Annotated in this window: 2 pseudogenes; both read right to left on the reverse strand. The window is 70.8% G+C overall.

Going from position 1 to position 14214, the window contains the following annotated elements:
* Positions 1-55: 55 nt before the first annotated feature.
* Positions 56-11212, reverse strand: a pseudogene (locus ACFHW1_RS16255) (SDR family NAD(P)-dependent oxidoreductase); the annotation flags it as partial.
* 348 nt (positions 11213-11560) lie between these two features.
* Positions 11561-14188, reverse strand: a pseudogene (locus ACFHW1_RS16260) (type I polyketide synthase); the annotation flags it as partial.
* Between the last annotated feature and the right edge of the window lie 26 nt (positions 14189-14214).

Raw genomic sequence — 14214 nt, forward strand, 5'->3', positions numbered from 1 at the left:
CAAACCCATCCTTGTCCGTCGGTTCCGTCCGTCTCGTCGCCGTCCCGAGCGCCGGTCAGGAGGTGCGGAACCGCTCATCGATGAACGCGAAGATGTCGTCGTCGGCGGCGGACTCCAGCATCTCGGCCGCCTCGGCGCCGTCGGGTTCGGCCGCGTCGTCCCAGATGGCACCCCACCGGCCGGGCAGCGCCGCGAGCCGGACGCCGATCTCCCGCCGCACCAGGTCGTCCAGCTCATCGAAGATGGCCCCGTCGGTGCCGGCCAGGGCTGCCTCCAGCCGGCTCAACTCGGCCAGCAACGGCACCTGCGCCGTGGCCGGCTCGGGTGCGAGGGCGGCGAGCAGGTGCGTGGCGAGAGCATCCGGGGTGGGGTGGTCGAAGACCAGCGTCGCCGGCAGGCGCAGCCCGGACGCGGTGGCGAGCCGGTTGCGCAGTTCCACCGCCGTCAGGGAGTCGAAGCCGATCTCCCGGAAGGCCCGGTCGGCGTCGACGGTCTGCGGATCGGTGTGCCCGAGGACAGCTGCGGCGTGCCCTCGGACGGTCTCCAGCACCACGTCCCGCTGCTCGTCGGCGGTCAGCCCGGCGAGCCGGTCGGCGAGGGTGCGCTCCCCGTCGTCGCGGGCCACGGCGCCGGCCGCGCTGCCGGTCGCCGCAGTCGGCACCAGGTCGGACAGGAACGCCGGGACGGGGCCGGCGGCCCGTAGCGCGCCGACGGTGAGCCGGATCGGGACCTGGAGCGCCTCGTCCACCCGCTGCGCGGCGTCGAACAGGGCCAGGCCCTGGTCGACGTTGAGCGGCAGCACGCCGCCCCGGGCCATCCGGCGGCGCATCCCCTCCTGGTCGAGGTGCCCGGCCATCCGACTGCTCTCCGCCCACAGGCCCCAGGCCAGCGACACCGCCGGGAGTCCCTGCGCACGCCGGTACTGGGCGAACGCGTCGACGAACCCGTTGGCTGCCGCGTAGTTGCCCTGACCGGGGCTGCCGAACAGGGCCGCCGCCGAGGAGAACAGCACGAACGCGGACAGGTCCAGATCCCGGGTCAGCTCGTGCAGGTTGATCACCGCATCGGCCTTGGGCCGCAGCACGGCGTCCACCTGCCCGGGGGTCAGCGCGGTCATGGTGGCGTCGTCGAGGGCACCGGCGGTGTGCACGACGGCGGTGAGCGGGTACGCGGCCGGGATGCCGTCGAGCAGGCCGCGCAGCGCCTCCCGGTCGGCGACGTCGCAGGTGACGACGACGGCCGACGCGCCGGCCGTAGCCAGCTCCTCGACGAGCGCGGACGCGCCCTCGCCGGCAGGTCCACCCCGGCTGGCCAGCACCAGGTGCCGAGCGACGGCGCTGCCGAGCGTACCGGTACCGCCGGTGATCAGCACCGTGCCGTACGGGTCGAACGCGGGCGGCATGGTCAGCACCACCTTGCCGACGTGCCGGGCCTGGCTGATCAGGCGGAACGCGTCCCGGGACCGACGCACGTCCCGGACGGTCAGCGGCAGTGGCCGCAGCACGCCCGCGTCGAAGAGCGCCATCAGCTCCCCGAGCAGCTGCCCGACCAGCTCCGGCCCGGCCTGTACGAGGTCGAACGCCCGGTAGTCGACGCCCGGGTGCCCGGCGGCGATCCGTTCGGGGTCACGGATGTCGGCCTTGCCCAGCTCCAGGAAGTGACCGCCGCGCGGCAGCAGCCGCAGGGAGGCGTCCACGAACTCCCCAGCGAGGGAGTTCAGCACCACGTCCACGCCCCGCCCGCCGGTGGCCGCCAGGACCTGGTCGGCGAAGTCGAGGCTGCGTGAGTCGGCGATGTGCGCGTCGTCGAGGCCGAGGCCACGCAGGACCTCCCACTTGCCCCGGCTGGCCGTGGCGTAGACCTCCACGCCCAGCTGCCGAGCGAGTCGGAGGGTCGCCATGCCGACCCCGCCGGCGCCGGCGTGCACCAGCAGCGACTGTCCGGGGCGGATCCCGGCGAGCCGGGTGAGTGCGTAGTGGGCGGTGAGGAACACGGCCGGCACGGACGCGGCCTCGGCGAACGACCAGCCGGCCGGTACCGGGGCGACCATCCGGGCGTCGGCGACGGCCACCGGGCCGAACCCGCCGGTCCACATGCCCAGCACCCAGTCGCCGGGGGCGATCCCGGTCACGTCCGGCGCGACCTCGGTGATCACCCCAGCGCCCTCCGCGCCCAGCACCGGGTTGCCCGGGTACAGGCCGAGGGCGATGAGGGTGTCCCGGAAGTTGACCCCGGCGGCGCGGACCGCGACCCGGACGTGGCCGGCCGGCAACGGCGCCTCGGCGTCCGAGGCCGGCACCAGCGCCAGGCCGTCCAGGGTGCCCTGCCCACCGGCGGCGAGCCGCCAGGCGACGTCGGTCGGGGGCGTCAGCGGGCCGTCGGGCCGGGGCCGGGGCCGGGTCAACCGGGGCACGTACGCCGTTTTGGCGCGCACCGCCACCTGCGGTTCCCCGGTGGCCAGCGCGGCCGGCAGGGCCTGCGCGGCGGCCGGGTCGGCGTCCACGTCGACGAGGACGAACCGGTCCGGTTCCTCGGACTGGGCGGACCGCACCAGCCCCCACACGGCGGCGGGGACCGGATCGACCTGCTCGGGTCCGTCGCCGACCGACACGGCCCCGGTGGTGACGAACGCCAGGGTGGCCGCGCCCAGCCGGCCGTCGACCGCGAGCCACGACCGGGTCAGCTCCAGGGTCCGGAGCACGACCGCGCGGACCGCGTCCGGCCCGACCGGCGCCCCGGCGGCGACCGGCACGGCGACAACGTCGGGCACCGTCGCGCCCTCAGCCACCGCCGCGACCAGGGCGGCCAGATCCGGGTACGGGTCGCAGACCGTGCCGGCCCGGGCCAGCCCCCCGGTCAGCCCGTGGTCGTCGCCACCGACGACCGCCCAGCGCTGGACCGGTACGGCGGTCAGGGCCGGCCGGGCGGCCCAGGTCACCTGGTACAGCACGCCGTCCCCGGTGCCGGGAGCACCCGAGGTGAGCGCCGCCACCGGGACCGGACGCACCAGCAGCGAGTCGACCGCCACCACCGGGCGGCCCTGCTCGTCGGCGCAGACGATCCGCACCGCGTCGTCGCCTGCCGGGCTGACCGTGACCCGCAGCCGGTCGGCGGCACCGCCGGACGACGACACGCCGCGCAGCGCAAACGGCATCCGCAGCTGCCCGTCCTCGGGAAAGAACGCGCCTAGGCTCATCACCTGGAACGCGGCGTCGAGCAGCGCCGGGTGGATCCCGAAGCGGGGCTGCCCGGCCTGCGGGGTGGGCAGGGCCACCTCGGCGTACACGGTGTCGCCGGCCCGCCAGGCGGCCCGTACCCCCCGGAACAGCGGCCCGTACTGGTAGCCCCGGTCGGCGAAGCGGTCGTACATGTCCGCCACGTCGACGGGTTCCGCGCCGGCCGACGGCCAGGTCGGCTCCGGCGTACCGGCGTCGGCGGGGTCGGCGTCGGCGGGGTCGGCCGGGCCGAGGGTGCCCTGGGCGTGCCGGGTCCACGCGGTGTCCGGTTCCGCCCCATCGACGCGGGAGTGGACGGTGAGCTGCCGCCGTCCGTCCGCGTCCGCCTGGCCGACCACCAGCCGGACCTGCACCGCCCCGTCGTCGGCCAGCACCAGCGGCGCGTCCAGGGTGAGCTCCTCGATTCGCTCGCCCCCGTTGCGCCGTCCCGCCCAGAGAGCCAGCTCGGCGTAGGCGGCGCCGGGCAGGATCGCCGTGCCCAGCAGGGTGTGCTCGGTAAGCCACGGGTGGCTGCGGGGACCGAGCCGGGCCGAGTACACCTGACCGCCCTGGTCAGGCAACTCGACGGCGCCGCCGAGCAGCGGATGGTCAGTGCCGCTGAGACCGACGGAGGCGAGGTTCCCGGCCACGGCCGGTGCCTGGTACCAGTACCGTTCCCGCTGGAACGGGTACGTCGGCAGGTCGACCCGGCGAGAGTCGGTGCCGAAGAGCACCGCGGCGTCGATCTCGACACCGTGCGCATGGGCGAGACCGAGCGCGACCCCGAAGCCCCGGGCACCGCCCTTGCCGCGCCGCAGCGTCCCCAGCACCGCCACCGTGGCGTTGACGTCCGCCGCCGTGCCCTGCACCGACACCGCGAGCATCGGATGCGGGCTGGGCTCCAGGAACGCCCGGTGCCCCTCGGCGAGCATTGCCCTGGTGGCCTGCTCGAACTCCACCGGATCACGCATGTTGCGGTACCAGTAGTCGGCGTCGAGCTGCGCGGTGTCCAGCAGCCCGCCGGTGACGGTGGAGAAGAACGGGATCTGCGAGCTGCGCGGCGACACCGGGGCGAGGACCGCCATCAGATGGTCCTTGAGCACGTCCACCTGCGCGGAGTGCCCGGCCGTGTCCACCCCGGGGATGGCCCGCGCGTGCACCTCCTCGGCGGTCAGCTCCTCGACGAGGTCGGCGAGCGCGTCGGGGTAGCCGCTGACCGCGGCCGTCCCGGGACTGTTGACGGCCGCGACTGAGAGCCGGTCGCCGAAGCGGGCCAGTCGGGCGCGGAGCTGGTCAACCGGCAGCGACACGGCCGCCATTCCGCCCTGACCGGCCAGCCGCAGCCACGCCTGGCTGCGCAGCGCGACGATCCGCGCGGCGTCGTCGAGGGTGAGGCCACCGGCCACGTAGGCCGCCGCGATCTCTCCCTGGGAGTGGCCGACCACGGCGGCGGGGTGCACGCCCAGCGCCCGCCAGGCCGCGGCCAGCGACACCATCATCGTGAACAGCACCGGCTGGACCACGTCCACCCGGCTCAGTGACGGTGCGTCCGGTTCGCACCGGAGCACGTCCAGCACCGACCAGTCGAGGTACGCCCGCAGCGCCGTGTCACACTCCTCGGCGCTGGCGCGGAACGCCGGGGAGCGGTCCAGCAGCTCGTCGGCCATCTCGGCCCACTGCGAGCCCTGCCCGGGGAAGACGAACGCGACCCCGCCCTCGGTGGCGGCCCGGCCCCGCAGCAGCGACGGGTGCTCCTCGCCCCGGGCCAACGCGGCGAGGGCGTCGAGCGCCTCGGCCCGGCTCTCCCCGACGACGACGGCCCGGTGCTCGAAGTGCGCCCGGCTACCGGCCAGGGTGTACCCGACCTCGGCGATGTCCAGGTCGGGTGCCTCGATCAGCCGGGCCCGCAGCCGGCCGGCCTGCGCGCCGAGCGCGGTGGTGCTCCGGGCCGACAGGAACAGCGGGACGGTGACCTCGTCGGAGGGGTGGTCGTGCAACTCGTGCACGGTGGGCGGGGCCTGCTCGACGATCACGTGGGCGTTGGTGCCGCTGATACCGAAGGAGGAGACCGCTGCCCGGCGTGGCTCGTCGCCCGCCGGCCACGGCACCGCCTCGGTCAGCAGGGACACCGCGCCGGAGGCCCAATCCACCTGGGGGGTCGGCCGGTCCACGTGCAGGGTGCGGGGCAGCGTGTCGTGGCGCAGCGCCAGGATCACCTTCAGCACCCCGGCGACACCGGCGGCCGCCTGGGTGTGGCCGATGTTCGACTTCAGCGACCCGAGCCACAGCGGCCGGTCCGCCGGCCGCCCCTGCCCGTACGTCGCCAGCAGCGCCTGCGCCTCGATGGGGTCGCCCAGGGCGGTGCCGGTACCGTGTGCCTCCACGGCGTCGACCTGGTCGGCGCGCAGGCCCGCGTCGGCCAGCGCCTGCCGGACGACCGCTTGCTGGGCGGTGCCGTTCGGGGCGGTGAGGCCGTTGCTGGCGCCGTCCTGGTTGACCGCCGTGCCCCGGATGACGGCGAGGACCTCCTGACCGTCCCGGCGCGCGTCGGAGAGCCGTCGCACCACCATCATGGCGGCGCCCTCGCTGAGCCCCACGCCGTCGGCCGCGGCGGCGAACGCCTTGGACCGGCCGTCCGGTGACATGGCCCGCTGCCGGGAGAACTCCACCAGCATGTCCGGCGTGGACATCACGGTGGCCCCGCCGACCAGGGCCAGGCCGCACTCGCCCCGACGCAGCGCCTGGACGGCCAGGTGCAGGGCGACCAGCGAAGCGGAGCAGGCGGTGTCGACGGTTACCGCTGGGCCCTCCAGGCCGAAGACGTAGGAGAGCCGGCCGGACATCACGCTGGCCGAGTTGCCGGTGCCGAGATAGCCGTCGAAGTCGTCCGCGCCGCCGCGCAGCAGCGGCATGTAGTGCTGGCCGTTGGTGCCCACGAAGACTCCGGTCCGGGTACCCCGCAACGTGGTCGGGTCGAGGCCGGCCCGTTCCAGGGACTCCCAGGTGGTCTCCAGCAGCAGGCGCTGCTGCGGGTCCATGGCCAGCGCCTCACGGGGGGAGATCCCGAAGAAGGCGGCGTCGAAGTCCGGCGCGTCGTGCAGAAAGCCGCTCTCCCGGACGTAGGTGCGGCCGGGTGCGGCCGGGTCCGGGTCGTACAGCCCGTCGACGTCCCAGCCCCGGTTGGTGGGGAACGTCGAGATGCCGTCCCTGCCCTTGTCCAGCAGTTCCCACAGCTCCTCTGGGGAGGTGACACCGCCGGGAAACCGGCAGGCCATCCCGATCACCGCGACCGGCTCGTCGTCGCCCACCGTCGACGGGGCGACCGGCAGGTCGCCAGCGGTGGGGTCCGCCGGGCCGTCGCCGGCCGCCGGGCCGAGTAGTTCGGTACGCAGGAACGCGGCCAGCGCGCGGGAACTCGGGTGGTCGAATACGACCGAGGCCGGCAGGGCGAGTCCGGTGGCGGCGTTGAGCCGGTTACGCAGTTCGACCGCCCCCACGGAGGTGAAGCCCAGCTCCCGGAACGCCCGGCCCGGGTCGACGTCCTCGGTCCCGTCATGGCCGAGGACGACCGAGACGTGGGCCTGGACCATCCGCAGCAGCGCACGGTGTTGGTCGGCCACGGGCCGGCCGCGCAGGGATCGGGCCAGGTCGGAGCCGGCGTCGTCGGCAGGGGCGTCGTCGGCAGGGGCGTTGTCGGCGTCGCGGAACGTGCCCGTCCCGGGCAACTCGTCGAAGAGCGTGCTCGGCCGCGCAGCCGTGTACGAGGCGACGAAGCGGGCCCAGTCCACGTCGGCCACGGTGACGTGGCCCTCGCCCATGGCCACGGCCTGCGCCAGCGCATCGAGCGCGGTCCCCGGCTCCAGGGGAGTGAGCCCGGTACGACGCAGCAGGTCGAGGTCGGGGCCGACCCCGTCGACGGGCTCCGGGTGCGCCCACGGTGCCCAGGCGACCGCCGTCCCGGGCAACCCCCGGGCCCGCCGGGCTTCGGCGAGCGCGTCCAGACGGGCGGTCCCGGCCGCGTAGCCGGCGTGCCCGGCACCGCCCCAGGTGCCGGTGACCGAGGAGCAGACGACGAAGGCGTCCAGCTCCAGATCCAGTTCCGTCACGAGGGCGTCGAGGTGGTCGGCGGTCGTGGTCTTGGCGGCGACGGCGGCGGCGAGTTCCGTGCGGCTGGTGTCGGTCAGGGCGGCGGCCGCGACGGGCGGCGGGGCCACCACGACCGCGCGGGGCCGGTGGGCGGTGAGCAGGCCGGCGAGCGCGGCGCGGTCGGTCGGGTCGCAGTCGACCAGGGTCACCCGGTCGGCGGGCAGGTCGGTGCTGGACACGTCGGCCGGGCCGGCGAGCACCACGTGCGCCGCGCCACCGTCGAGGAGACGACGGACCAGGGGTACGGTGACCGGCCCGGGCTCGCCGACGAGCAGTGCGGTGTCCCGGAGCTGCCAGTCGCCGGTGGCGGGCCGGGCGTGGACGAGGCGTCGGCCGTGCAGCCCGGAGACCCGGACGGCGACCTGGTCCTCGCCGCCTGTGCCGGCCAGCGCGGCGGCCAGGTGAGGGTAGGCGCGGGGGTCGGGGCTGGCCGGCAGGTCGACCAGGCCACCCCAGCGGTCGGGTAGTTCCAGTGCGGCGACCCGGCCGAGTCCCCACACCGGGGCCTGCCCGGCGTCCGGCGAATCGCCTGGGAAGACGGCCACGGCACCCCGGGTGACCGCCCAGAGACGGGCTGGCGTGTCGGTGTCGGCCAGGGCCTGGATCAGGGCGAGCGTGGCGGTCAGGCCGAGCAGCGCGGCGTCCGGCTCGTCGCCGCCGGCGCGGGCCAACAGGGAGACCACGCCGGTCAGGCCGGCCGGGTCCGTCGCGGTGACGGCGGTCAGGTGCTCGGCGAGGCGGACCCGGTCGGTCGCCGGGTCGACGGTCAGCAGGTCCACGGTGGCGCCCCGGGCGGTCAGAGCCTGCCGGACGCCGTCGGTCGTCTCGTCACCGCCCAGCGCCTCGGGCGCCACCAGCAGCCAGCGTCCGGTGAGCCACCGAGGGCTACCGACCGGAAGCGGCTTCCAGGTGATCCGGTACCGCCAGCCCGTCGTCGGGTCGGTGTCACCGCCGACAGCGGTAACCGGCCTGGGAGTCTCGGCCCAGTAGCGGCGTCGCTGAAAAGGATACGTAGGCAAATCAACCACCCGACCCCCAACACCAGCAAACACCGCACCCCAATCCACATCAACCCCACCAACAAAAGCCTCCGCCACCGAAACCAAAAACCGATCCAACCCACCATCATCACGCCGCAAAGACCCCACCACCACAACCGGATCCCCACCACCCACCAACCCAACAGTCTCCTCCACACCCGGCACCAACACCGGATGCGCACTACACTCCACAAACCCCGAAAACCCATCCCCCACCAAACGCCCCACAGTCTCACCAAACAACACCCGCTGCCGCAAATTCCGATACCAATACCCCCCATCCAAACCAACACCATCCACCACACCAGCCTCCACCGTCGAATAAAACGGCACCTCCCCCCGACGCGGAACCACCCCCGCCAACACCTCCAACAACTCAGCCTCAACAGCCTCCACCCGCACAGAATGCGACGCATAATCCACCGGAATCCTCCGCGCCCGAACCCCCTCCCCCTCACACCACGCCACAAAATCCACCACCGCACCCACATCCCCCGAAACAACAGTCCCCGACGGACCATTCACCGCCGCCACACCCAACCCACCACCAAACCCCACAAGCCTCGACTCCACCTCAGCCACCGGCAACGCAACAGACGCCATCGCACCCGGACCCGCCAAAACCCGACCAATCACCCGAGACCGCTCCGCCACCACCCGCGCACCATCAGACAAACTCAACACACCAGCCACCACCGCCGCCGCAATCTCACCCTGCGAATGACCCACCACCGCCGACGGCACCACACCCACCGACCGCCACAACCGCGCCAACGACACCATCACCGCCCACGACACCGGCTGCACCACATCAACCCGACCAAACACATCCACCCCACCACCACGCACCACCTCCACCAAATCCCAATCCACAAACTCCGACAACACCCCCGCACACTCCACCATCGACTCAGCAAACACCGACGACTCATCCATCAACCGCGCACCCATACCCACCCACTGCGCCCCCTGACCCGGAAACACAAACACCACCCGACCACCCGACAACCCACCCGACCCCCCACACACCACACCACCCACACCAAAATCACCCGACGCCACAGCCGCCAACCCACGATCCACAACCACAGAATCAGCACCAAAAACCACCGCCCGACGATCAAACACCGACCGCGTCGACACCAACGACCACCCAACATCCACCAACCGCGCACCCCCCAAAACACCCCGAAGACGATCAGCCTGCGCCCGCAACGCCACCTCCGACCTACCCGACAACACCACCGGAACCACCGGAAGCCCCCGCACCACCACCGAATCACCGACACCACCAACAGAAACAGACTCCCCCACCACAGGAGCCTCCTCCAAAATCAAATGAGCATTCGTACCACTAACCCCGAACGCAGAAACCGCAGCCCGACGCGGCCGACCAGTCACCGGCCAATCACGCCGCTCCGACAACAACTCCACCGACCCCGACGACCAATCCACAAACGGCGACGGCTCATCCACATGCAACGTCGCCGGCAACACCCCCTCCCGCAACGCCAACACCATCTTCATCACACCAGCAACACCCGCAGCCGCCTGCGTATGACCCACATTCGACTTCAACGACCCCAACCACAACGGACCACCCGAACGACCACGCCCATAAGTCGCCAACAACGCCTCAGCCTCAATCGGATCCCCCAACCGAGTCCCCGTACCATGCGCCTCCACCACATCAACCTCATCAGCCGCCACACCCGCCACCGCCAACGCATCACGAATCACCCGCTGCTGCGCAACCCCCGACGGCGCCGTCAAACCATTCGACGCCCCATCCTGATTAACCGCAGAACCCCGCACCACCGCCAACACCCGATGACCACGCTCCCGCGCCACCGACAACCGCTCCAACACCACAACACCAGCACCCTCAGCCCAACCCGTACCATCCGCACCACCCCCAAAAGCACGACACCGCCCATCAACCGACAACCCACCCTGCCGCGAAAACTCCACAAACAAACCCGGCCCCGCAATAACCGTCACCCCACCCGCCAACGCCACATCACACTCACCCAACCGCAACCCCTGACACGCCAAATGCAACGCCACCAACGACGACGAACACGCCGTATCAACAGAAACCGCAGGACCCTCCAACCCGAGAACGTAGGACACCCGACCCGACACCACACTCGGCGTCGTCCCCGTCAACAAAAACCCCTCAAACCCGCCACCCCCCTCCGACAACCGAGGCCCGTACTCCTGACCCATCACCCCCACATACACACCAGTCCGCGACCCCCGCAAACCCACCGGATCAATACCCGCATGCTCCAACGCCTCCCACGACGTCTCCAACAACAACCGCTGCTGCGGATCCATCGCCAACGCCTCACGAGGGGAAATCCCAAAAAACTCGGCATCGAAAAACCCCGCGTCATACACAAAACCCCCCTCACGCACATACGACTTCCCCGCCACCCCCCGCACCGGATCAAACAACGACTCCACATCCCAACCCCGATCCACCGGAAAACCAGAAACCGCATCCCCACCCGACACCACCAAATCCCACAAACCAGCCGGAGACACCACACCACCCGGCAACCGACAACCCATCCCCACAATCACAACCGGATCATCATCCACAACAGCCGTGCGAGCGGCAGGAAGATGATTGTCCTGGGTAGTCGATCGACCGAGGATTTCGTCGCGAAGGTGACGGGCGGCGGCCAACGGGGTGGGGTGGCTGTAGACGAGGGTGGTCGGCACCCGCTTGCCGGTGCCGAGTCGCAGGTGGTTGCAGAGTTCGACGGCGGTGATGGACTCGAAGCCCTGTTCCTTGAAGGTCCGCTCCGGATCGACCGCCTCGGCGGAGTCGAGGCCCAGCACGACGGCGGTACTCGCCCGGACGACGGTCAGCAGCCGGTTCAGTTGCTCGGCGTCGGACAGCGTCAGTAGTTCCGCGTGGAGTCCTGGCGCGCCGACTTCCGGGGCAAGCTCCGGCTCTGCCTGGTCGTCGACCAGGACCGGTGAGGTGGCCCCGTCCGTCTGCGGCGCCCAGTGGTGGCGTCGCTGAAAAGGATACGTAGGCAAATCAACCACCCGACCCCCAACACCAGCAAACACCGCACCCCAATCCACATCAACCCCACCAACAAAAGCCTCCGCCACCGAAACCAAAAACCGATCCAACCCACCATCATCACGCCGCAAAGACCCCACCACCACAACCGGATCCCCACCACCCACCAACCCAACAGTCTCCTCCACACCCGGCACCAACACCGGATGCGCACTACACTCCACAAACCCCGAAAACCCATCCCCCACCAAACGCCCCACAGTCTCACCAAACAACACCCGCTGCCGCAAATTCCGATACCAATACCCCCCATCCAAACCAACACCATCCACCACACCAGCCTCCACCGTCGAATAAAACGGCACCTCCCCCCGACGCGGAACCACCCCCGCCAACACCTCCAACAACTCAGCCTCAACAGCCTCCACCCGCACAGAATGCGACGCATAATCCACCGGAATCCTCCGCGCCCGAACCCCCTCCCCCTCACACCACGCCACAAAATCCACCACCGCACCCACATCCCCCGAAACAACAGTCCCCGACGGACCATTCACCGCCGCCACACCCAACCCACCACCAAACCCCACAAGCCTCGACTCCACCTCAGCCACCGGCAACGCAACAGACGCCATCGCACCCGGACCCGCCAAAACCCGACCAATCACCCGAGACCGCTCCGCCACCACCCGCGCACCATCAGACAAACTCAACACACCAGCCACCACCGCCGCCGCAATCTCACCCTGCGAATGACCCACCACCGCCGACGGCACCACACCCACCGACCGCCACAACCGCGCCAACGACACCATCACCGCCCACGACACCGGCTGCACCACATCAACCCGACCAAACACATCCACCCCACCACCACGCACCACCTCCACCAAATCCCAATCCACAAACTCCGACAACACCCCCGCACACTCCACCATCGACTCAGCAAACACCGACGACTCATCCATCAACCGCGCACCCATACCCACCCACTGCGCCCCCTGACCCGGAAACACAAACACCACCCGACCACCCGACAACCCACCCGACCCCCCACACACCACACCACCCACACCAAAATCACCCGACGCCACAGCCGCCAACCCACGATCCACAACCACAGAATCAGCACCAAAAACCACCGCCCGACGATCAAACACCGACCGCGTCGACACCAACGACCACCCAACATCCACCAACCGCGCACCCCCCAAAACACCCCGAAGACGATCAGCCTGCGCCCGCAACGCCACCTCCGACCTACCCGACAACACCACCGGAACCACCGGAAGCCCCCGCACCACCACCGAATCACCGACACCACCAACAGAAACAGACTCCCCCACCACAGGAGCCTCCTCCAAAATCAAATGAGCATTCGTACCGCCCATTCCGAAGGAACTGACTCCGGCGAGGCGTGGCAGGCCGACCTCGCGGCCCGGCCACCGCTGGAGGTCCGTCTGCACCCGCAGGTTGAGGTCGTCGAGCGGGATGTCCGGGTTCGGCGTCTGGAAGTTGAGGCTCGGGGGCAGCATTCCCTCCCGGACGGCGAGCACCGCCTTGAGCAGGCCGGCGATGCCGGCGGCTCCCTCAAGATGGCCGATATTTGTCTTGACAGATCCGACGGCGAGTCTGGTGTCGGGGGTACGGGCCGCGCCGAGTACCGCCCCGAGGGCAGCCGCCTCTACGGGGTCGCCGGCCTTCGTTCCGGTGCCGTGCAGTTCGACGTAGGTGATCTGCTCCGGCGCGACCATGGCCCGCTCGTACGCCCGACGCAGCAGCGCCTCCTGGGCCGCCCGGTCGGGGTGGGTAAGGCTCGGGCCACCACCGTCGTTGTTGACCGCGCCGCCACGGATCACGCAGTGCACCCGGTCGCCGTCGTCGATCGCCTGGTCGAGGGGCTTGAGGACGAGCGCTACGCCGCCCTCACCACGGACGTAGCCGTTGGCGCGGGCGTCGAAGGTGAAGCACCGTCCGTCGGGAGACAGTGCGCCCATCAGCGCCATGCCGACGCTGCTCTCCTCTGCCAGGACGAGGCTCACGCCGCCGACGAGCGCGACCGTGCTCTCGCCCCGGCGCAGGCTCTCGCACGCCAGGTGGACGGCGACCAGGGACGACGACTGCGCAGAGTCGACGGTGAGGCTGGGCCCGCGCAGGCCGAGCAGGTACGACAGGCGGTTTGCGGTAAGGCTGCGGTGCAGGCCGGTGGCAGTGTGGCCGTTGATGGCAGCGCCGGAGCGGTGCAGCAGGGTGGCGTAGTCGTCGGCGGCGATGCCGACGAAGACACCGGTGTCGGTGCCCTTGAGGTCGGCGGGTCGGATCCGGGCATGCTCCAGTGCCTCCCAGCCGAGTTCGAGCATCAGGCGCTGCTGCGGGTCCACCGCGGCAGCCTGCCGCGGGGACATCCCGAAAAATGTGTCGTCGAATTCCGCCTTACCCTCCACCACGGCCCGCCAACTGCCGTCGGGTTGGCGTTCGACCGCACTCCGACCGGTACGTAGCAGTTCCCAGAATTCCTCGATGCCGGGCGCGCCGGGCAGCCGGCACGCCATTCCGACCACGGCAATATCGCTGGTGTGCAGCACGCTGCTCTTCACGGTCATGAGGTCTCCTGGGTCGAGAAGAACGCGCTCGGGAGACTCACCGACTATCCGAAGGAGGGCTCTGGCGCGCTGCGCGTCCGCGCGCAGCTCGATCATTCTCCCGGCGAGAATACGTAACGATGATGGCCGACAGGGTGGCATCACCAGCCCGCGTTTTAGATTGGGCC

The sequence above is a fragment of the Micromonospora sp. LOL_014 genome (genome assembly GCF_048060245.1).
Classification (GTDB): Bacteria; Actinomycetota; Actinomycetes; order Mycobacteriales; family Micromonosporaceae; genus Micromonospora_E.